At 60.0% G+C, this 20590-nt stretch carries 18 protein-coding genes; 5 read left to right on the top strand and 13 right to left on the bottom strand.

The window, feature by feature from the left end:
• Nucleotides 1-25: 25 nt before the first annotated feature.
• The 4 genes from ASE39_RS04510 to ASE39_RS04525 form a co-directional block, all read right to left on the bottom strand.
• The gene (locus tag ASE39_RS04510) at nucleotides 26-607 is read right to left on the bottom strand and encodes an IS3 family transposase (RefSeq protein WP_082615335.1); all 582 of its coding nucleotides are present in this window, start codon (nucleotides 605-607) and stop codon (nucleotides 26-28) included.
• Nucleotides 608-633: 26 nt separating this feature from the next.
• Nucleotides 634-1152, bottom strand: coding sequence for a helix-turn-helix domain-containing protein (locus tag ASE39_RS04515; RefSeq protein ID WP_057228279.1), 519 nt, complete (start codon nucleotides 1150-1152; stop codon nucleotides 634-636).
• Between the two features lie 94 nt (nucleotides 1153-1246).
• Entirely contained in the window at nucleotides 1247-2209 is a 963-nt protein-coding gene (locus ASE39_RS25645) for a GDSL-type esterase/lipase family protein (RefSeq protein WP_158004177.1), read from the bottom strand.
• 1965 nt (nucleotides 2210-4174) lie between these two features.
• On the bottom strand, nucleotides 4175-4798 hold the full coding sequence (locus ASE39_RS04525; RefSeq protein WP_057270358.1) for a tyrosine-type recombinase/integrase: 624 nt from the start codon (nucleotides 4796-4798) through the stop codon (nucleotides 4175-4177).
• Nucleotides 4799-6120: 1322 nt separating this feature from the next.
• On the opposite strand from ASE39_RS04525, the gene ASE39_RS04535 reads away from it, so the two are divergent.
• The 4 genes from ASE39_RS04535 to ASE39_RS04550 all read left to right on the top strand — a co-directional run bounded on the left by ASE39_RS04535 (nucleotide 6121) and on the right by ASE39_RS04550 (nucleotide 11124).
• Nucleotides 6121-7683 (top strand): AMP-binding protein, encoded by a 1563-nt coding sequence (locus ASE39_RS04535; protein WP_057270360.1) that lies wholly within the window; start codon nucleotides 6121-6123, stop codon nucleotides 7681-7683.
• Nucleotides 7684-7756: 73 nt separating this feature from the next.
• Nucleotides 7757-8896, top strand: a complete 1140-nt coding sequence (locus ASE39_RS04540; RefSeq protein WP_057270361.1) for a MaoC family dehydratase N-terminal domain-containing protein — start codon at nucleotides 7757-7759, stop codon at nucleotides 8894-8896.
• Between the two features lie 5 nt (nucleotides 8897-8901).
• A complete protein-coding gene (locus tag ASE39_RS04545; protein ID WP_057270362.1) occupies nucleotides 8902-10110 on the top strand; it encodes a CoA transferase in 1209 nt (402 codons plus the stop codon).
• A gap of 30 nt (nucleotides 10111-10140) precedes the next feature.
• Nucleotides 10141-11124, top strand: a complete 984-nt coding sequence (locus ASE39_RS04550; protein ID WP_057270363.1) for a tripartite tricarboxylate transporter substrate binding protein — start codon at nucleotides 10141-10143, stop codon at nucleotides 11122-11124.
• A 260-nt stretch (nucleotides 11125-11384) separates the two neighbouring features.
• Here ASE39_RS04550 and ASE39_RS26235 read toward each other — a convergent pair whose 3' ends face one another.
• The 9 genes from ASE39_RS26235 to ASE39_RS04585 form a co-directional block, all read right to left on the bottom strand.
• On the bottom strand, nucleotides 11385-11777 hold the full coding sequence (locus tag ASE39_RS26235; protein WP_140426682.1) for a hypothetical protein: 393 nt from the start codon (nucleotides 11775-11777) through the stop codon (nucleotides 11385-11387).
• 4 nt (nucleotides 11778-11781) lie between these two features.
• Entirely contained in the window at nucleotides 11782-12729 is a 948-nt protein-coding gene (locus tag ASE39_RS04555; protein WP_082615336.1) for an IclR family transcriptional regulator, read from the bottom strand.
• 63 nt (nucleotides 12730-12792) lie between these two features.
• Nucleotides 12793-13173 (bottom strand): PaaI family thioesterase, encoded by a 381-nt coding sequence (locus tag ASE39_RS04560; RefSeq protein WP_242421361.1) that lies wholly within the window; start codon nucleotides 13171-13173, stop codon nucleotides 12793-12795.
• Nucleotides 13174-13506: 333 nt separating this feature from the next.
• Nucleotides 13507-13653: a hypothetical protein gene (locus tag ASE39_RS27330; protein WP_348981569.1), complete on the bottom strand. Its 147-nt coding sequence runs from the start codon at nucleotides 13651-13653 to the stop codon at nucleotides 13507-13509.
• Nucleotides 13654-14045: 392 nt separating this feature from the next.
• Nucleotides 14046-14942 carry a LysR substrate-binding domain-containing protein gene (locus ASE39_RS04565; protein ID WP_057270365.1) on the bottom strand — a complete coding sequence of 299 codons (897 nt, stop codon included), beginning with the start codon at nucleotides 14940-14942 and terminating at the stop codon, nucleotides 14046-14048.
• Between the two features lie 58 nt (nucleotides 14943-15000).
• Nucleotides 15001-17238 carry a xanthine dehydrogenase family protein molybdopterin-binding subunit gene (locus tag ASE39_RS04570; protein ID WP_242421362.1) on the bottom strand — a complete coding sequence of 746 codons (2238 nt, stop codon included), beginning with the start codon at nucleotides 17236-17238 and terminating at the stop codon, nucleotides 15001-15003.
• A complete protein-coding gene (locus ASE39_RS04575) occupies nucleotides 17235-17696 on the bottom strand; it encodes a (2Fe-2S)-binding protein (protein ID WP_057270367.1) in 462 nt (153 codons plus the stop codon). The genes ASE39_RS04570 and ASE39_RS04575 overlap by 4 nt, the downstream gene beginning before the upstream one ends.
• Nucleotides 17697-17702: 6 nt before the next feature.
• Entirely contained in the window at nucleotides 17703-18083 is a 381-nt protein-coding gene (locus ASE39_RS04580; RefSeq protein WP_057270368.1) for a RidA family protein, read from the bottom strand.
• A gap of 134 nt (nucleotides 18084-18217) precedes the next feature.
• Nucleotides 18218-19480, bottom strand: coding sequence for an FAD-dependent oxidoreductase (locus ASE39_RS04585; protein WP_140426683.1), 1263 nt, complete (start codon nucleotides 19478-19480; stop codon nucleotides 18218-18220).
• A gap of 259 nt (nucleotides 19481-19739) precedes the next feature.
• Here ASE39_RS04585 and ASE39_RS04590 point away from each other — a divergent pair, with 259 nt between their 5' ends.
• Nucleotides 19740-20321 (top strand): XRE family transcriptional regulator, encoded by a 582-nt coding sequence (locus tag ASE39_RS04590; protein ID WP_348981570.1) that lies wholly within the window; start codon nucleotides 19740-19742, stop codon nucleotides 20319-20321.
• Nucleotides 20322-20590: the final 269 nt, after the last annotated feature.

The raw sequence follows: 20590 nt of genomic DNA on the forward strand, positions 1-20590 counted from the left end.
ACGATGCCTGCTCGAACAGGCTATCTCAAGATGGGTTTGCCGGACGCATACGCATCTTGTAGTGCCAACCTTGGTCGGAATGCACGATCAGGCCTGCGACGCAATTGGTCCGCGAGAGCGCGGCCTCAAGCATGCTGGAAACCATCTCGAAGACCGGCCGCCTTGCCATGCGATACGCGACGATCTCGCCGTTGTACAGGTCCATGCAGGCCGACAGGTAGAGCTTTTGCCCGCTTACATTGAACTCGGTGACATCGGTCGCCCATTTCTGGTTCGGCGCGGTCGCGCAGAAGTCGCGCTGCAGAACGTTGGATACGTGTGCATCGCTCGTGCCCGGGACATGCCAGGAGCGCTTCTTCGCCCGGATCAACGCACGTAGCCCCATCTTTTGCATCAGACGCTGCACGCACTTGTGGTTGACCGGCTGTGCCATTGAATTGCACAGCGCTGCCGTGATCCGCCGGTATCCGTAGCGACCCTTGTGCTCGTCATAGACAGTGCGGATCCTAGCCTCCATGGCGCTGTGCTGGTCGGCGCGCCGGCTCGCTTTGCATTGGTAGTAGAACGTGCTGCGTGGCAGGCCTGCGACCTGCAACAGGTATGCCAATTTATGGTGATGCCTCAACCCGGCAATCAGATGCGCTTTGTCGGGGCAGCTGATCTCTTCGACCGAATCAAGGCCTGCAATTTTTTTAGGTACGCGACCTCCGCGCGCAGTCGGTCGTTCGCTTCCCGCAGGGTTTTCTCCGCATCGGCAACGACCGTGCTAGACGGTGCGGCAGAGCGTCGTTTTGGCTTCATATTAGGCTGTTCTTCATTCCCGCTCTCGCGCGCCTGCAGGCAGCCTTGATCGAGATTGCGCCGCCAGACCACGATCTGGTTGGGATTGCGGATGTCATAGAGCGCCGCGACCTGACGACTGGAAAGCTGCTCGCGATCCTGATGAGCTAGCACCTGCAACTTGAGCTGCGCACTGTACGCGCTGCGCTTGGGGCGCAAACCGTCGATGCCGTGCAGGCGGTAGTGGCTCACCCACGTGCGGACCTTCTCCTCGGGAACCGACCACCGCCGAGCCAAGAGCTTCGCGCCGCCTTCGCCTGCCAAGAAGCTTTGGACCACTTCCAGCTTGAACTCCGTTTTGTACTTCTTCATGAAACCCCTTGAAGTTTGTCCAACTTCTAGGGGCTAGTTCAAAACCGGGGCGATTCACAGCCCATTCGAGAGGCGTTCAATAGCTAGTGCCGAATTATTTGAACATCGCTAGGTCCACCGCAGTGGCCAATTTGGCGTAACCAGCGTCGTTTGGATGTAGGCTGTCACCACTATGTAAATGGGTAGGAATCCGAAGCGGGTCCTCTGGATCCTGTATTGCCTTGTCGAAGTCGATTACACCGGCGACTTCTTGATTTGCTCGCACCCAGGCATTTATCGTCTGACGCTTCGCTTCGCCTTCAATTGTGTAGAAAAATCCCCCTTTGAACGGAATGAGAGTACCGAGATACACCTTCACGTTTTTGGCCTTTGCCAGAGAGATCACTTCCGTCATGGCCGCAATGACCTGCTCAGCCGTGACCACCTGATCTTGATATAGCTGTGAGAGCCCTAGATCGTTTGTGCCGAGCAAAATGATGGTGTGAGTGACGCCCGTTACGCCGAGAACCTGCTCAGTGAAACGACGCACACCGGGGAGACCAAACGGCGTGTTCAGCCATCTATTTCCCCCCATTCCTGCATTCACGACTGAAATGTTGCGGTCGATTTTCAGTGCACGGTTAGAGAGCTGGCTTGGGTAGTCTAAGAAGGCATTCGTGCTCGAAGCAACGCCGTCGCTAATTGAGTCACCGAACGCCACCACTACCTTACTCGCATCACTCCTTTCCACAGCTATCTCACTCATGAAATAGCTGGATGAGCGCACATTCTCGGCGGCGGAGAAAATATCACGCGCGGTTGTTTGATCGCCGGTACTGACGTACGTAGAAGAAGTAGAGAATCGATGTCCTGTGGCAATAGTCGCTTTTTCCATGTAAATACTGACTGCCAGCCGTATTTGGGGCTCCACTGGAAGGGCAACAGCATCGCTCCATCTATCTTGACCGGCTTCAATGGTTACGCTGGGAGCTCCAGCAAAGGTGACTGCATGGTCGCTCGAAGTGTCAATCTCTGCAGCACCAACGCTCCGCGCAACGTGCACCTTGTTCAGGGTCAAAGGGACTTTCCCGAAGCGGTTTGAGAACTTGATGCGAACAAGATTACCGTCCAACGAAAGCCTGGCCACCTGTCGAATGGTCTGATTCGTAAACTCCGCGGGGGTGGGCTTCGGAATACCGAGAGCGCTAACGTCTTCTGTAAGATCGCTCTGTGAAGCAGTCCACGCGGCCGCTCTGGTAGCAGTCGAGTCAACGTTACCTCCGCCACAGGCAGTCAATACATATGTAAAAGCTAAGATAGCACTGCACTTAAGCAGTTTTCTGCGGACCTGTGATGACCGCATGTATTTGTGTTCTGGAACCGGCATTGGGTGTCTCCTATATTTTTGGAAAGTTCTCGTGTGTACATCGCGAGCGACCAAAGATAACTAGGATTGAGGTTCACATATATCAAGAATTGCGAGCGCTATCGAGAAACGCCGAAGGATTTCCCTTAGCTTCTGCGAAGGGTATTCCCCAGTGAGGGGCTGAAGGCCGCAACGCTACTGTTATCGCTTCGGTCTGAATTCGTTATGAGTACTACACACAAAACATCAAGCGGCAACACCGGTGAGCTCCTGCTTACTACGGATGGCCTCCCATCGTGGGGCGGGTTTCCCATTGTTGTAGCCCGATCTGCGGAACGCGGGACTTGGGCTGGGGAAGCGCTATCTCACTTCTACCTAGCCGTCGTTTTACGTGGCGCTTGTGCCGTGGACCTCCGCTATGGCACCAAACGAAGGCACGTAAACTTCACACCCGGTTGTGTTGCCGCTTACCCTGCTGGGCAACATTGGGACAGCCTAAGCTACGAAGGAGCCGTGGAAAGCGTCAATGTTTCTTTCGACTGGAGTGCGCTCGGATCCTTGGCTGATGAACCTGCGCTGACGCACCAACTCAGCGCTGTCTACGCTTGTGTGACAGATGAGTCGATAGTAAGTCTCGCCAAGTGCCTGGCTCGCGAGGCAGCAGATGGAGGTAGGTCGGGGCGGTTATACGCGGAGTCGCTCTGCATCGCCTTAGCACAGCGCGTACGGAGCATTGCCGATGAGGGTGCGGGACGGAAAGCCAACAAAGCCGAAAGTGCTCGCTTCTCACCAATCCAGGTGCGATTGATCAGGTCATATATCGACGCTTTTCTATCAGAACCTTTAACCGTTTCGGCACTTGCAGGGAATGCGGACATGAGTGCTAGCCACTTTGCCGCTCGCTTCAAAGCGACATTCGGCCTCCCGGTTCATAGATATGTCGTACACGAACGGATACGCAAAGCGAAGGAGTTGCTGCAGACTGGGTACGAAGCAGCGCATGTTGCGTCGGCATGCGGGTTCGCGACGCAAAGTCATTTCACAGAGACCTTCAGAAGGCTGGAGGGCATTACTCCAGTAGCCTACCAAAAGAGCCGCCGGTGATTCAGTAGGTAGGGACCAGTAAGCCGGCGCCAAATCTCGACCAGCGTGTTGCGAGAAATACGTCTGCTAGGTTGGCAGGGTTTGACCTTCTTACCTCCACCCATCTCACGGGGATACCAGCCTACGCAATCGTAGGAGACGAGGCGACCGATAGCTCATTTCTAACAATTGTTGGCTTGCTCAGCGTTGGGTGGAACACCGGCTCGTCGAGCACATCGCTTACCGTGTGTATCCAGAGCACTTGTGAATCGCCCCGGGTTTGAACTGACCCCCAGAAGTTGGACAAACTTCAAGGGGTTCCATAGATCATTCAACATGACGGACGCCAGTGCGTGGGCGAGTCGCGGCGATTTGTGCGCCAGGGCGGTAGAGATACGGGAAACAGCCTTGATGTTGGCTGCGTTCTTCTGACTAGCATTGGCCGGGAGTTCGCGCCGATCTGCGATTCGAAGATCAATCAGGACTGCCATTGGCTGCTCCTGGCCGCGGGATGCCCTTCGTGATCCCACAGCTTCCGGTGATCTAAGGCCCACAGCTCAGCCGCCCCCTGTGAGAATTTTGTGCTCCGTCAACTCAAATCTCAGTCTGTTCGGATAGCTCAAGAGCATCGTCGACCTCAATGCCAAGGTAGCGGACAGTTGACTCGATTTTTGAGTGGCCCAGGAGTAGCTGGACTGCGCGGAGGTTCTTCGTTCTGCGGTAAATGAGCGTAGCCTTGGTGCGCCGCATGGAGTGCGTTCCATACTCTGCTGGATCCAAGCCCAGCTGCAACACCCAGCGCCCGAGAATGCGGGCGTACTGACGCGTCCCTAGATGCGGCGACTTGTGAAGTCGGCTCGGAAAGATAAAGTCTTCTGGTTTCAGCTTTGCGGTCTTGATCCATAGCTGAAGCGCTTCACGAGTGGTCGCCGTTATCTCGAACTGAACGGGATGATGAGTTTTGTGCTGCATGACCGTAGCTCGTGAAGCGACTTGGTCGCCATGGCAAACATCGCGTACTTTTAGGGCGACCAAGTCGCACCCGCGTAGCTTGCTGTCGATTCCCAGATTGAAAAGCGCAAGCTCACGCACCCGGTTCTCCATCTGAAGGCGCACGCGCAGCGCCCAGATGTCTTTGGGCTTAAAGGGCGCCTTCTGACCAACGATCTTTCCCTTGTTCCAGGGCTCGCGATGAACCAAGTTTTGAACGGATTCCATACTGGTCTCCCATCAAGTAAAGGGGTCAAAACCATGCGCCTTATGTACGCGAATGTCTACGGGTGACCACGTTAGCCGTATCAGTTCTTTGGGGGGACAGAGAACAGCCTTGGATCTTCCCCACTGTCTGCTATTGGTCGCAGCGGCCGTCCAACGACTGCAGGCCGAAAGTCAGCAACCAGCCTGAAGCCGCCTTCGCCGTGACGACCCACAGCTCCACTGACGTTGTTGTTATCTACCGATCGTAAGCGTAATCGCGCTTGGTGCAACAACCAGTCATTCGACCAACGACCCCTTGTCGTTAGTCTGGTAGCAGCACCAGCCCTTTTGAAGAAGAAGTCCTCAACAGTCTGGAAAATCAGAGAGATGTAGTCCTTGAGTGTGTCTCGATAGGGGGCAATGTCGAGCCGTCCCGGGATCCACACCCAGCAACGATAACGCCTATCAGCCGATCGGATGCGTCACCGTGACTAACCGCTGTCGAAGCCGTTAGGGGGCCTAGGAAATATGAGGGTCTGAATGCTCGATGGTGAGACATTCGTTGCTTAGCGCATCCGGACCGATTTGTGTGCAGTGCGACTGGGTACATCGGTAGCCCGGGCGATCACAGGCAACAGAACTGCAGTGGCATTGCCAGGGGATCTGCCGACAGCATTGAACTGCAACTGGCAAGCCTTCACTAGCGCCTGCAACTGCGTGCATGGCGCCTGCTCCTCTCCCTGAGGCGTCGCCCACTTTTCCACTGCCCAGTTGCATCCGCTGGCGTCGCGCTCCGGCAAGGCTACCAACCGCGGTTGCAGGTCGCTCAGGTGCTCGTGCCGCTGCGCTTCGTGGACCATCAGTGTCCGGAGTTGATCGAAAGTCTTGAGTTGGCGCATCCTGACCTCGGGGCGTTGTGTGTGTATGAGCAAGAACACTCAAATTGTCACAAGCCCGGCATCCAAGTGTCAAATTGTGCAATCCAATTGCGTATAGACAATAGATTCGGATTCTGATCTTTCAGCATTTCGGTCGCCGGAAAGAGCGTAGCAAGCCCCTGTGCGCAACGAATTTTCGATTGCCGATAGGGGTCGTCTTAGCAGGAAGAGTCGAGCCAAGGTTCCGACGCGCTCACCACATTCATGCAGCACTTGGGTCGCCGCACGATGCCCCGTGCACCCGGTCCCTTCACTCCCGCACGCGCATCCGCACGCCCGAATAGCGGCAAAAGAGTTGCTAATCAATTTTTGAAATGATTGTCTGTATACAACCAATTGTTGTATTTGACAATTTGAACCTAGAAATCGAGACTGCATGCACCAACACAAGGAAGCCATGCAGACATGAAACGCCTTACCGACTACACGAGCTATGCCGATGCCCAGAGCCACTTCGCTACTGAGAGGTTGTGGGAGCTTTTCGATGGCGACCGCAGCGTCTTCAACATCGCCCACGAATGCGTAGACCGCCATGCGGGCCGAGGTCGCGAAGCGGTCATCGTCTGCCGCGCGGATGGCACGGACGAGAAGATCAGCTTCGACGATTTGTCGCGCGACTCGTCGCAGTTTGCGCACTACCTGGAGCGCAAGGGTGTGCAAAAAGGTGATCGCGTTGCGATCATGCTGGAGCCATCGCGTGAGTTCTATACCGCCATGTTCGGCGTGATCAAGCGCGGCGCCATTGCAGTCCCGCTCTTCACTCTGTTTGGACCCGATGGCGTGCGTCTGCGCGTTGGCGATTGCAAGCCAGCCCTCCTTGTAACCAACGAGGACAAGCGGGAAGTGGCGGCCGGCCTAGGCACTACACCCTACGAAATTTTCAATTCCGCCCTCTGGCAAGAGCTTGGCGTCCTGCCATCAATGTATGAAATCCAGTCGTCCCCCGACGAGCTGGCAGTGTTCCAGTACACCTCAGGTACCACGCGCGAACTGCCCGAGGCCGTGAAGCACACACACAAGGCCCTGGTCACTCTGATGGTGGCTGCGCTCTATGGAACGGGGCTGCGCCCAGGAGACCGCTTCATGTGCCCATCTTCCCCCGCCTGGGGCCACGGTCTGTGGCATGGGACGCTCGCGCCGCTGGCCCTAGGCCTCACGGTGGGAAGTTACAGCGGCCGATTCAACCCTGAACGGTTGTTGCAGGCTCTATCGTCACATCGCTTCACCAATATGTCGGCGGCCGCTACCCACTACCGCATGATGAAGAACTGTGGCAAGGCAGGTGACTACGAGTACCACTTCAAGAAGCTGTCCTTCACCGGCGAGCCCATCGACGACGACACGGCTGACTTCGTACAAGAGTGTTTTGGTCTGCCTGTGTGCAGCATGTACGGCACCACTGAGATCGGAGTGGTGCTGGCGAGCTACCCTGGAGCAGAAGACTTTCCCGTCAAGCGAGGTTCGCTGGGCAAAGCCGTGCCGGGCACGGTGGTCGAGGTCCACGACGCCGAGGGCAAAGTCTGCCCTCCTGGCACTACGGGCCAGCTGATGGTGCTGCGTCGTGGCCAGTGGGTACCTACTAAGGACTTGGGTCGTACCGATGAGGACGGCTATTTCTACCATGGTGGCCGAGCAGACGACGTGATCATCTCTGCCGGCTGGACCATGAGCGCGGTGGAGATAGAGAACGTGATCCTGATGCATGAGGACGTCCTCGAAGCCGCCGTTATCGGCGTTCCGGACGCAATCCGTGGTCAGGTCGTCAAGGCATTCGTGGTCTCAGACCGAGCATGCAGCGATGCCTTTGCCGACGAGGTGCAGAGCCTTGTCAAGACCAAGCTCAGCCAGCACGAATACCCGCGCCACATCGCCTTCGTAGCGGAGTTGCCAAAGACCCCCGCTGGCAAGGTGCACCGCAAAGTCCTGCGCGAGCGCGAGGCCGCTGCTCTGACTGCTTCCCCTGTGTGAGCCGGCATTCATGCCACACCCCTTTCGCAGACTCATTTCCCGTTCCAACCAACCGCAAAAAAAGGAGACACACATGTCAACCGAAACGCAACGCACCTTTCCTAAGATCACCGATAGCGGCCTTGACGAACTTCGCCAGCGCATCGGCGTGAAGATTGGACAGACCGCCGAACCGTGGTGCTATGAGGCCACACGCGACAACATTCGCCACTACGCTCACGGAATAGGCGACGACAACCCGTTGTGGTGCGACCCCGATTACGCGGCCAAGAGTCACTACGGGGGTATTGTGGCGCTGCCCAGCTTTCTGTTCTCGACCAGCCGCATCGTGTCCGGTTATGTGGGCGGATTGCCCGGCGTGCACGCCATGTGGTCTGGCGCCGACTGGACCTGGCATAAGGAAGTGCGACGCAACGACGTGATCTCCACCGAGTCATACCTCAAGGATTTGGTCGAGCATCAAACCCGCTTTGCCGGTCGCGCCATCCAGCAGATCTATCACGTGGACTTCTTCAACCAGAGCGGTGACAAGGTGGCCGAGGCCGACAGCTGGTGTTTCCGCACGGAACGTGATCATGCTCGTGAAAACGGCACCAAATACCGCGAAGTGCGTGAACGCGGCGTGCGTCGCTACACCGACGAGGAACTGGGCGAGGCCTACAAGTTGTACCGCGATGAAGAAGTGCGCGGCGCTGTGCCCCGTTATTGGGAAGACGTCAACGTAGGTGACGAGTTGCCGACCATGTTCAAGGGCCCGATGACGGTGACTGGCTTCGTCGCCTACGCACAAGGCTGGGGCGGCCTCTACATCCGTGCCAACAAGCTGGCCTGGAAGCTGATCGACGCGCATCCTGGTGTCGGCATCAAAAACCGCTTTGGCATCCCGGACGTACCAGAGCGAGTGCACTGGGAAGAAGACTTTGCTTTGGAAGTAGGGGCACCCGGCGCATACGACTATGGCCCGGAGCGTACCTCGTGGATGACGCACCACCTGACGAATTGGATGGGCGACACAGGCTTCCTGCACAAGGCCAGTTGCAAGGTCCGTCGCCACAATCCGGAGGGAGACATGGTGTTCATCAAAGGCAAGGTGACTCGCAAGTTCCTGGAGAACGGCAAGCACATGGTGGAGATTGAGCAGGAAGCGCAAAACCAGGACGGCGAACAGTCCGCAGTAGGCGGTGGCGTGGTTGTTCTGCCCAGCCGCGGGTGAGCACTATGGCGACCACCAGCGCATCCACTGCGCTGGGGGGCCTGCGGGTCGTAGATCTGACCCGGGTACTCGCAGGCCCCCTTTGCACCCAGATGCTCTCCGACAACGGTGCCGACATCGTCAAGATAGAGCCTCCAGGAGGTGACGAGACTCGTCACCTTGGCCCGCCGTATGACGCAATGGGGAACTCTGCTTACTTTGCGGCGCTCAACCGTGGCAAGAAAGCGCTGAGTCTGGACCTCTCCCAGCCCGAGGCGCAAGAGGTACTGCACCGCCTGCTCGATGGTGCTGACGTCCTTGTGGAAAACTTCCTGCCAGGCACCATGGAGAAATGGGGCTTGGGCTACGAGGACGTACTGGCTACGCGCTACCCACGGCTTATCTATTGCGCCATCTCCGGCTTCGGCCGCGACGGCCCGCTCGGCGGCCTTCCCGGGTACGACGCGGTGCTGCAGGCGCAATGCGGTCTGATGAGCATCAACGGCGAGTCCTCCAGCGGGGCTACACGCATGGGCATCCCCATCGTGGACCATCTGACCGGCTACGTCGCGCTCACCGGCATCCTCATGGCGCTGTGTAGCAGGCAAGTCAGTGGTAAGGGCCAGCGGGTGGAGGCAACCTTGTACGACACAGCGCTCAGCCTGCTACTTCCGCATGCGTCGAACTGGTTTGCATCTAACCAGACGCCGGGCCTGCTCGGCAGCGCGCATCCGAACATCGCGCCTTACGACAAGTTCAGAGCGCGCGATGCTCACGTGTTCATCGGCATTCTCAACGACGGCCAGTTCCGCCGGTTCAGCCGCCACATCGGATGTAGCGAACTGCCTGACGATCCGCGCTTTCGAACGAATGCCGAGCGCCTGGCGCACAGGCCGCAGCTCAAAACTCTGATCGAAGCCGCGATTGCCAAAGACGATGCCGAGACCCTGTGTAGGGAACTGATGCGCGTGGGGGTGCCTGCAGGTGTAGTCAACGACGTGCCTCAGGCGCTAGCTCAAGAGCACTGCGCACATCGCCAAATGATCATTCAGCGAGGTGCGTTCACTGCGCTCAGGGGACCGATGCGCCTCTACGGGACCCCGGCATCGCCGGGCGACCCGCCACCGGGTTTCAGTCAGCACGCGGAAGAGGTGCTGTCCGATCTCGGATTCAACGAGACCCAGAGGAGAGATTTCTACGACAGAGGCATCGCCCGCGCCCACTCCCCTCTTTGACCTTCAGAATACAAATACAAGGAGACAAGCATGCGAAACATCGCTGCCAGAATGATCACCACGACTGCCGCCAGTCTGCTGCTTTTCAACGTACAGGTAGCCCAGGCGCAGTCACCCACCTATCCCAATAAGCCTATCCGCATCATCGTTGCCTACGCTGCCGGCCAGGGCACCGACGTGGCCACCCGGCTGCTGGGCGAGCAGCTTTCAAAAGAGTTGGGGCAGCCCATCGTTGTGGAGAACAAGGCAGGCGCCGGGGGTATTTTGGGGACCGAGATGGCGGCCCAGGCTGCTGGTGACGGCTACACCCTGACCATGGGCACCAATGCCACTCATGTGCTCAACCAGTTCCTCTATGCCAAGATGCCTTTCGATCCAGCCAAGGATTTCGAGCCTATCGCAATGGTCGGGACGTTCCCCATGGTGCTTGCGGCAGGCGCAAATACTCCTTATCGCACCGTAGGCGACGTTCTGGAGGCGGTAAAGCGTACGCCAGGCTCGGCAGACATCGCCATGCCAAGCACATCGGCGCGTCTGGTTCTGGAGTTCCTGAAAGAGCGTTCAGGAGCTCCGCTATTCGGCATCCCTTACAAGGGCTCTGGAAGTGCGATGACAGATGTACTCGGTGGACAGCTTTCCGTAACGATTGACACCCCACTCGCACTCCGCCCCCATCTGGCATCTGGCAAGCTACGCGCCTTGGGAGTCACATCGGGCACTGCAAGCAGTCTTGTACCTGGAGTCAAGCCAGTCGCAGAGCAAGGCCATCCTGGTTTTGAATTCGTGGCATGGAATGCACTCTACGCCCCCAAAGGAACGTCAGCAGAAATCACTCGAACGCTCAACACAGCCGTCAATAAAGTGCTGGCAAAACCCGATGTTCGCCAACGCCTGCTAGATCTGGGGTTCGAACCTGCGGGTGGGAGCTCTGGCTATCTTGGTGTCTTTGCCAGGAAGGAACGTGAACGGTGGGCACCCATCATCAAGGCTGCCGGCATCCGGGCAGATCAGTGACACCGAGAGCGGGCTGGGCGGCGAGTGTCGCCCGCTTAGCGGTGAGGGCGTTGGGCCAAACTTAGGCTGCATTGCTCCGGGAGGCGAGCCGAAATGTGTGACATGCGGCCTTTCTGCCTCGCCATATTCAATCGACGAACGCCGACGGACACTTAGGACGTGCTCACAGTTGTCTGGCTTGCCCGACATACGAGAGATGCGTCTATGGGACTGATGGAGAAATGAAAAACTGGACAGCGCCCTCAGAGCGCAATAGCGGCTCAGAAGCTTCCTGGAAAAATATTATCGGGCACTTCCACGACAGCGGGGACATAGCGTAATTGCGCACCGAGCAATTTCTCCTCCCCGATCTGCCCACGGTCCTCACTGCAAGCTTCGATGTCAAGCAATGCGTGGGCCGTATCTCCAGCTATCCAACGGCAGCGAAAGGTTATGCACTGTCCCAAGCGAGGTCGCCCGCTAATCGAGATACCTGACAGACCAATCAATTGCACCGGGCCGCGAAAATGCTGGCCCGGTAGAACGGCACCAGCTAGATCCATTTTTGCCAGCAGCCACCCTGTTGGGACATGGCCACTTGCATCGATGTCTGCGGGCATGGTGATGGTCTTTAAGACCGTATGCCAGTTCGGTATCTCTAATTTCTTGGACATGACACTATGCTCCCAGGTCCAGCAACGCTGAAAGATCAGCCGCTTCACGCTGCATCGCCTGAGCCATTTTTTCAACTCGTGGCGCACCAAGCTGACTCGTAAGTCCCACAGCTACAAGTGTGTGGACCAGTCGTCCACTCGATGAGAGGACCGGCACCGCCACCACGGTGATGCCGGCCATGAAATTGTCTCTGTCCAAGGCCCATCCGCGCAGGCGGGTCAACTCGACTTCTTTTTTCCATGCTGTGTAGCTTGGCGCCTTGTCCCAGGCAACCCGGGCAAATTTCTCTTTAAGCGCTGGCCATCCTTCCCCGCTATGGGCCGCAATCAATCGTCCCGTGGCGCTTACCAAGGTATCGAACTGGCTACCCACATCGGTGTGTACGCGAAACGGTTGGTTGGACTGCGAAATGGCCAGCACCATCACCGTCTGCCGGGCAGAAATCTCCACGCCCATAGCGGTCACGCCGAACTGTGCTGCCATGCGGTCCAGCACCGGTTGGACCAATTGCTTGAACCCGCCGCCCTCAAGTACGCTGCGAGCGAGACTGATCATGCCCGTTCCCAGAGCGTAGCGTTTAGTGTCGGGATCCAATGTGACGAGATCTTCTGAGACCAGCACTCTCAGAATGTGCAAGCAAGTACTTGGCACCAGGTCGAGTGCCTGTGCCACGCTTTTTAGCGTGAGCGGCTGCTTCTGTTCGCCCAATAGCCTCAGGATAGCGATCGAGCGTGTAACTGCCGGGACGGGACGCACGCGCACGCTCCGACCAGTTTTGGTTGCTGAAGGCGCTGCGGCTGAGGTGGATCGGGATGCCATGCGGGAGTGCTTCTTCTGGAGCTGCAATCCGGCTAGGTTAACCCCATTTGCATCTGCTTCAGGCGATGCTCCGCCCGTCGCCATGCCATACAAGGCCATCAAGCTGTGCTGTGCGGGAATGCTTCTTTCCATGGCGTTTCCTCGTTCATACACTTCGCGGGGCCGACTGGCAGCATGGCCATGCCCCACCGGGGATTAAGGACTCCTCTTCAGTGGCTTCATCAGCGCTTGGGCACCCAGCACCAAGCTATCGTCCACGCGCAAATCGCCACGCATGAAAATCAGGGAGCCAGTGCACCGGGTGACTTGGGCCCGCGCTTCAACGAATTGGTCCGCCAGCACCGGGGCGGCGAAGTGCGAATCCAGCTGTAAGGTGACGCAAGGCACCCGGCCAGCGGCCTCCCAGGCCACCGTGCTCATTGCGTGATCCATGAGAGTGAGCAGGGCGCCGCCATGCACCACGCCGGCGGGGTTCAGGTGCTGTGTGCTGATCGCAAAGCCATAGGCCCAGCCATCTCCTTCGCGCCGCGCCCAAAGGGGGCCAGCATGGGCTATGAACCCTTGGATGGCGCGCATCCTCCATTCCGCGGTTGCCTCAGTCTCCAAGACAAGCTCCTGTGCCGTGAATCGGCACTGATTCATTATTGTACATTTGTCTTTATAATTGTACTTAGACAATTTATGAATGCCGTCCGAGGGCGACTGATGATCGTCGTAGCAAAGCTCATTGTCTTCAGCAACGACCCTTTCAGGAGTTGGATACTCAGCCGGTGTGTTTCGGGAACGCTGATGCCTACGAGTGTTCCTGCGTTGGCTTTCGCCTGCTTGATAAGGTTGCTCAGGGTTAGAGGGATGCAGCCAATGTTGAGGAGGCATCACTGGACAGTCGTCCACCGGTCGTTCCACCACTTAAGGTGGCTGAATCGTCCACTGCGCGCTACCCTTGAGTTCCTCAAGCAGCTTCCATCCCACGGGCATCGAGACCCCCACTCCGGGCCGTGACCGCGCAGAATAGGCGCAAGCTGTGGTCTGCAGACGGCCTGGTCGAGATTGCACCGCCAGTCCACGATCTGGCAGGGATTGCTGATGTCATAGAGCGCCGCGACCTGACGACTGGAAAGCTGCCCGCGATCCTGATGAGCCAGCACCTGCAACTTGAACTGCGCACTGTACGCGCTGCGCTTGGGGCGCAAACCGTCGATACCGTGCATGCAGTAGTGACTCACCCAAGTGCGGACCTTCTCCTCGGAAACCTACCACCGCCGAGCCAAGAGCTTCGCGCCGCCCTCGCCCGCCAAGAAGCTTTGGACTACTTCCAGCTTGAACTCAGTTGTGTACCTTTCATGAAACCCCTTGAAGTTTGTCCAACCTCTGGGGGGCAGTTCAAACCTGGAGCGATTCATAGAGCCTCTGCCGCTATGGCTCACACGCAATCGCAGGCATCTTCATCAAGTCTGTCCATCTCCACGAAATGCCCTGGCCTCTTGCTGCAACCAATCAACAAGGGCGGCCACGCCCGGATTCCCCCTGCCCCGGTGCGGCAGGATCAGGTGGTAGCCAGCGGCCAGGGGGACGTGGTGCGGCCAGGCTTCGACCAGCCGGCCCGCGCCCACATCGTGCGCCACCAGGGCGTCGTGTCCGATCGCGATGCCCAGCCCCTGGACGGCGGCGGTGAGGGTGGTTTCGGCGTCCTGCAGCTTCATGGACCGGGTGCAGGTCAGATGCATGGCGTGGCTTGCCACAAGCCACTGCTGCCACTTACTTCCGCGCAGTGAGTCATGCAGCCAGGGAAACCGCTGCAGGTCTTCCAGGGTCTTGATCGGCCGTTCGCGTGCAAGCTGGCTGGAGATCACGGGAACGAGGCTATCGTGCAGCAGGAGTTGCGATCCGGGCAGTGATCCGTCGCCATAGTGGATGCCTATATCAAACCGCTCCTTGCGAAACTCCGTGTCCCAAATAGAGGTCGCCAGCTCGATATCAGCATCGATGCCCGCTAGGTGCAGGCGCGCAAGGCGCGGGATGAGCCAGCGCGAGGCGAACGAGGGCATCGCCAGGATCTTCACCGTGCGCGATCGCGGCGCACTGTTCGCCATCCGGGCGGCGCCGCGCTCCAGTTCCTCGAGCGCGCGCTGGGTCGACTGTAGGTAGATCTCGCCCGCTGGTGTCAACTGAACGCGCCGGTGCCCGCGCAGTACCAAGGTCTGCTTCGTGGTGCGCTCCAGAAGCGCGATGTGGCGGCTGATCGCGGATTGCGAGCACAGCAAGTCAGCAGCGGCGGCCGTGAAGCTTCCGCACCGGGCCACGGCCCGAAACGCCTGCAGTGCTGCAATGGTGATATCGCTCATCGGCTCCTTCGCAAAATGGTGGCTGGCAAGCCGCTGGGGCGGCAGCCGCGCCGTGGCTTCACGCCGCAGCCACGCGCACCGGCAGGCTGCGGGGGCGCTGACCCACCGCTGCGGCCACAGCGTTGGCCACCGCAGCAATCACGGCGGATGTGCCGGGCTCGCCGATGCCGCCAGGAGCGTGGGTGCTGGGCACCAAGTGCACATCGACGCTCGGTGCCTCCGCCAGTCGCAGCAGCCGATAGTCATGAAAATTGCTCTGCTCGACGCGGCCGCCCGCCAGGGTGATTTCGCCCCACAGGGCTGCCGTCACGCCAAACTGGATGCTGCCGTCCACCTGCGCCTGCACTGTATCCGGATTAACGACCACACCGCAGTCCACCGCGCACACCACCCGGTCCACGCGAATGTCGCCGGAGGTGTTGACCGTCACCTCTGCAACCTGGGCCATGAAGCTACCAAACGCCGACAGGACTGCCACACCCCGCCCCCGGCGGGCGCCAGCAGCCGGGCTGGCCTGCAGCGGAGTGGCCCATCCAGCCTTCAAGGTGGCCAGTTCGAGCACGCTGCGGGCCCGCGAGTCTGGAGCCAACAGGGACAGGCGGTATGCCACAGGGTCTTGCCTTGCCAGTGCGGCCAACTCGTCCACAAAACTCTCGACAACAAAACAGTTGTGCGTGGGCCCCACGCCCCGCCACCAACCGGTGGCCAGGCCCGCCATGGGTTCCTGGCGCACGTAGTCGATCTTTGCTGCAGGCCAAGCGTAGGGCCCAAGGCCTGCTTCCACAGCGTCCACATCGAGCCCGTTGCGTACAAACCCTGGGGCCACGCGCGCCAGGATCGATGAACCCACGACCCGGTGCACCACGGCCGTGGGCTTACCCTGCGCGTCGATGCTCGCGCTCATTCTGTCGGCATACATCGGCCGCAGTATGTCGTGCTGAATGTCGTCTTCGCGTGACCAGATGAACTGCACCGGCTCCCGGATGTATCGTGCCAGGGCGACCGACTGCTCCACGTAATCAGCCTCCAGCCGTCGGCCGAACCCGCCGCCGATCAGGTGGTTGTGGATGCGCACCTTTTCGGCGGGCAGCCCCGAGGCCTGCATGGCTGCATCTTGCGCCCGGGTGGGAGCCTGGGTGCCTACCCATACGTCGCAGCTATCGGCTCGCAGATGCACCGTGCAGTTGACCGGTTCCATGGCTGCATGGGCCAGAAAGGGAGAGTGGTACACCGCAGAGTGGCGCGCGACTGCGTTTTTCATCGCGGCGTCGATATCACCTTCTGAGCGTGCCACCGCCGCGCTCTCGCGCTCCAGACCGCGCTCCAGATCCTTGCGCAGCTGGGCGGTGGAAACCTGTGCGCCAGCGCCGTTGTCCCATTCGAGCTTCAGGGCGGCGAGCCCTTGTCTTGCAGCCCAGGTGTGGTCTGCAACAACCGCCACGGCGTTCTCGATGCGCACGATCTGTCGCACGCCGGGCACAGCTTCGGCGGCTGTGCTGTCGACGCGCGCGAGCTTGCCGCCAAATACGGGGCTGGCCGCCACAGCGGCATAACGCATGCCGGGCAAGCGCACGTCGATGCCATAGATCGCGGCGCCGTTGGCCTTGTCCGGGAGGTCAAGGCGGGATACGGGCTTGCCCACCAGTTTAAAGAGATGGGGCGGCTTGAGCGCTACGTTTTGCGGCACTGGCAAGCCTGCCGCTCTTTCGGTGAGCTGACCATAGCGCAGACGCCGCCCGCTGGACGGATGGCTCACTACGCCATCCAGCGCCGCACATTCGGACACCGGCACACCCCATTGCTCCGCGGCCGCCGTCACCAGCATCACCCGGGCTGTGGCGCCCGCAATCCGCATGGGCTCCCAGGCACCTATGACGGAATTGGAGCCGCCAGTGATCTGCGCCCCCCCTGCGCGGGGGTTGCCATAGCGGACGGCGTCGGCTGGCGCGTGGGCCAGTTTGACCTGCGAAAGCGGGACTTCCAGCTCTTCGGCAATGAGCATGGAAAGCGCGGTGTAAATGCCCTGTCCCATCTCGACCCGCGCCATGGTCAGGATCACGGTGTCGTCGGTGTCGATGCGAATGAATGCATTGGGAGCGAATGGCGCCGTGTTCTGTGTAGCGGCTGCGGTAGAGCCGAGGCCACCTGGAAGAGCGACCCCCAGCGCCAGGGATCCCCCCGCCGCGAGAAACACTCGGCGCGAAAGCACAGGCGCCTGGACAGCCATGGGCGCCGTCTCTTCGGTCATCGGGGGCGTGCCATGACGTGGGCTGGTGGCTACGGATTGGTGAGTCATGCCTTGTCTCCCGCGCTGGCCGCACGGTGGATGGCCACCCGGATGCGCGAATAGGTGCCGCAGCGACAGAGGTTGCCGGACATCGCAGCGTCGATGTCTGCGTCGGTGGGGCGGGGCTTTTCGCTTAGCAGCGCACATGCCGCCATGATCTGGCCCGACTGGCAGTAGCCGCATTGCGCCACGGATTCTTCGATCCAGGCCTTTTGCACCCGCTGCCCCACAGAGGTCTCGCCAATGGCCTCGATGGTAGTCACGCGCTTGCCCGCCGCCGCTGAGATGGGCGTCTGGCACGCACGCACAGGGACACCGTCCAGATGCACTGTGCAGGCCCCGCACAAGGCAAGCCCACAGCCGAACTTGGTTCCGGTCAGGCCCACGACATCGCGCAGGGCCCACAGCAGCGACATCTCGGGCGCAAGATTCATATCGATCGGACGGCCGTTCAGTTCAAATTTCATGATGACTCACTCCACTGCGATAGCGTCGATTTCAATCAGCCAGTCCGGGTTGACCAGGCCGGCCTGCACCACGGACATCGCCACCTTGTGATCGCCCAGATAGTCCTGGCGGATCTCGGCGCCCCGCCGCCAGTCGCTCGCGCTGGCAAGCCAGACGGTCAGCCTGGCCAGGTTCTGGCGGCCCATCCCGGCGGCGGCGAGCGTGGCGTCGATGTTGGACCACACGCGGTGGGCCTGGGCCTCGAAGTCGCCCGCGAGGTTCCCCTCAGGCGTGAGTCCCATGGTCCCGCTGATGAAAAGCAGGCGCTGCACAGAGGTGGCTTCGACCGCCTGGGCGTAGGGGCCGATGGGCGCGTAAATATCGGATGGCGTATGCACTTTCAGCATGGAATTCCTCACTTAGGGCTGTTAGGCGATGACCTATTAGAGGAGAGAAGCTCCGCAGGCTCATGCGGCCTTTTGATCTCATGCCATTCGAACATCGCATGGCATGCCCGACCCGCGGCGGGCGGAGTGCAGGACTACGGTCGCCGTCCCAGCGCGCGATACCGCCCCCAGCTGTAAGGCGCGAGCTCGATTGCGGCGGGGCGCCCGAGCACTAGATCGGCCACGGCGCGCGCGCTGCCGCAGGCCATCGTCCAACCCATGGCGCCGTGGCCGCAGTTGAGCCACAGGTTCCGCTGTAGTGCGGCGCCCAGAAAGGGGACATTGTCGGGCGTCATGGGGCGCTGGCCGATCCACCGGGCGGGCTGCAACGCCGCCAACTCCGGGAAAACTTCGGCCGCAAAACGTTCCAGCGCCTCGAAACGCCGCCTGGCGCGACTTTCGCCCGGTATCCCGATGTCGGCATAGCCGGTAAAGCGTACCGTCTCATCGCCAAATGCGGCCCATGCGACCTTGTGGGGTATCGACACCGCTCCAACGCGCGGCCTTTTCGACCCTTTGACACGGTATGTGACCGAGTAGCCGCTGACCGGATGAATCGGCAGTTCATGGCCCAGGGGTGAGAGTAAATCGCGCGACGACAGGCCGGCTGCCATCACCACCGCATCAGCGACATGGTGGCCACGATCCGTGGTGACGCCAACCACCGCGTCGCCCCGCGTTTCGAGGCGAAGCACCCGCTGTCCAAAGCAGGCAGTAGCCCCAAGCCGGATAGCCTCGTCTACACAGGCAGCCGCATACCGTGCCGCGTCTCCGGTTCCATCGTTGGGGCAATACACCCCCTGCGAAAAATGCACCCTAGCTTGGCGCAGCAGCGGCTCGTGCTGCAAAAGCTGTTCAGCATCGAGTTGCGCGAACGCCTCCCCTGCGCCGCGCAGAAGGGCCGCATCATGGGTGCTGGGCGCATGGTCGGGCCCGTAAAGGTACAGAATTCCGGCATGCTGACCACCATAGGCATCGACGGGGATGGCAGGCGTGCCAAACTGGATGTCCCTGGAGTAGCTGGCCAGCGCCAAGGCCGCCTTGGAGTTGGCCAGCCAACGCTCGCGTGTGCTCTCGCGTGCAAACAAGGCGCCCCATCGCAATAGGGCGGGGGTCCATGGCTGGCAGATTCCGATGCCGTCGCCCCATCCAAGCAGGGACTTGGCCGCCATCGTCATGACGCCGGGTTCTGCCCAGCTGAAGCAGTGGCCCGGCGAGATGAGTCCCGCGTTGGCAAAGCTCGCGCCCATCGCAGGTGAGGGTACCGCGTCGATGATGCTGACCGAGCAGCCCTCCTGAGCGAGCGCAAGCGCCGTCGTCGCTCCCGCTATCCCTGCTCCCACCACAATGACATGCATCTCACATCTCTCCGCTGCATCGAGGGCACGGGCGTCCGAATGGGCGCGGCGTGTGGTCCACAAGGAGCAAGTGTAGAAGAATTTTGCGTATACGCAAAATTCAGTGCCAGTGGATCTTGTCCGGGAGCACCCTTGCGGGTGTGCCCAAAGGGCAAGGTGCTGGCAGAATCCTTCGCAAAGGAACACCTCAGTGACGGACCAGAAAACACGCCGCCCGCGCGCGCAGAGCCCTATGGACCCGAGCACCCTGGGAGACCGCTTGCGCACTGTACGCAAGCAGCTTGGATGGACGCTTACGCAGTTGGCAGAGCTGTCTGGCGTTTCCATCACCACCATCTCGCGCGCCGAGCGAGGCCAACTCGCGCTGGGGTACGAGAACGTTGCTGCACTGGCGGAGGCCCTGCAATTGGACTTGGGTGCGCTGTTCTCAGGAGAAGCCGGCGGGTCTGCGGCGCATCAGACGTCCATGGCGGTCACGCGCGCGGGGCAAGGTTCTGCCTACCGGGGCCACGCACTCACCTATGAATTCCTTGCCACGTCCGTGGTGGGCAAGCCCATCAACCCCGTGCTGGGCACAATTCACGCCCGCCGCGTGCAGGGGCCGCAGGACTTCGCCAGGCATGCAGGGGTGGAGTTCGTGTACGTGCTCGCGGGGGAGGTCGAAGTGCACTTCGAAAACGGTGAAAAGGTGCGCTTGGCAAAAGGCGACTCACTGTATTTCGACAGCCGAATTGGCCACGCTTTCACCACTGTAAGCCGGCAGCTCGCCAAGGTGATCGGCGTGATCACCGCAGAAAGCAAGCACATGGCGCTGGCGCGCCAGGGTGAAACCCACGCGTAGTGCATTGAAGTGGCCTAGGAGACCCGTCCGCCCGTGCGCAGCGCGGCGCGGTGACCGCCGCTTTGCACGGCAACACAGCCCGTACAGTTCATCGACTTAATCGAGAAGCTGCGCTCGGATTGCGGCGCGGAGCGTAGGTCTGCACCGCGAAACGCTTCCCCACCCGACAAGCCATTGCACGAAGTGCTGTGGTGAACGATGTTCTCAAGAAGCCGCTTGGAGGCTCCGGTTGGTTCGCCGAGGGGTCTGCAGTTTGAACCCGTGCCCAC

The sequence above is a fragment of the Acidovorax sp. Root267 genome, assembly GCF_001429215.1.
Taxonomy (GTDB): Bacteria; Pseudomonadota; Gammaproteobacteria; order Burkholderiales; family Burkholderiaceae_C; genus Acidovorax; species Acidovorax radicis.

Coding starts and splice junctions, on each gene's coding strand:
- ASE39_RS04550 (WP_057270363.1), top strand. CDS start 10,141: ATGCGAAACATCGCTGCCAGAATGATCACCACGACTGCCGCCAGTCTG.
- ASE39_RS04575 (WP_057270367.1), bottom strand. CDS start 17,696: ATGAAATTTGAACTGAACGGCCGTCCGATCGATATGAATCTTGCGCCC.
- ASE39_RS04515 (WP_057228279.1), bottom strand. CDS start 1,152: ATGAAGAAGTACAAAACGGAGTTCAAGCTGGAAGTGGTCCAAAGCTTC.
- ASE39_RS04555 (WP_082615336.1), bottom strand. CDS start 12,729: ATGGAAAGAAGCATTCCCGCACAGCACAGCTTGATGGCCTTGTATGGC.
- ASE39_RS04585 (WP_140426683.1), bottom strand. CDS start 19,480: ATGCATGTCATTGTGGTGGGAGCAGGGATAGCGGGAGCGACGACGGCG.
- ASE39_RS04545 (WP_057270362.1), top strand. CDS start 8,902: ATGGCGACCACCAGCGCATCCACTGCGCTGGGGGGCCTGCGGGTCGTA.
- ASE39_RS04525 (WP_057270358.1), bottom strand. CDS start 4,798: ATGGAATCCGTTCAAAACTTGGTTCATCGCGAGCCCTGGAACAAGGGA.
- ASE39_RS26235 (WP_140426682.1), bottom strand. CDS start 11,777: ATGTCCAAGAAATTAGAGATACCGAACTGGCATACGGTCTTAAAGACC.
- ASE39_RS04580 (WP_057270368.1), bottom strand. CDS start 18,083: ATGCTGAAAGTGCATACGCCATCCGATATTTACGCGCCCATCGGCCCC.
- ASE39_RS04540 (WP_057270361.1), top strand. CDS start 7,757: ATGTCAACCGAAACGCAACGCACCTTTCCTAAGATCACCGATAGCGGC.
- ASE39_RS04570 (WP_242421362.1), bottom strand. CDS start 17,238: ATGACTCACCAATCCGTAGCCACCAGCCCACGTCATGGCACGCCCCCG.
- ASE39_RS04565 (WP_057270365.1), bottom strand. CDS start 14,942: ATGAGCGATATCACCATTGCAGCACTGCAGGCGTTTCGGGCCGTGGCC.
- ASE39_RS04560 (WP_242421361.1), bottom strand. CDS start 13,173: ATGCGCGCCATCCAAGGGTTCATAGCCCATGCTGGCCCCCTTTGGGCG.
- ASE39_RS04535 (WP_057270360.1), top strand. CDS start 6,121: ATGAAACGCCTTACCGACTACACGAGCTATGCCGATGCCCAGAGCCAC.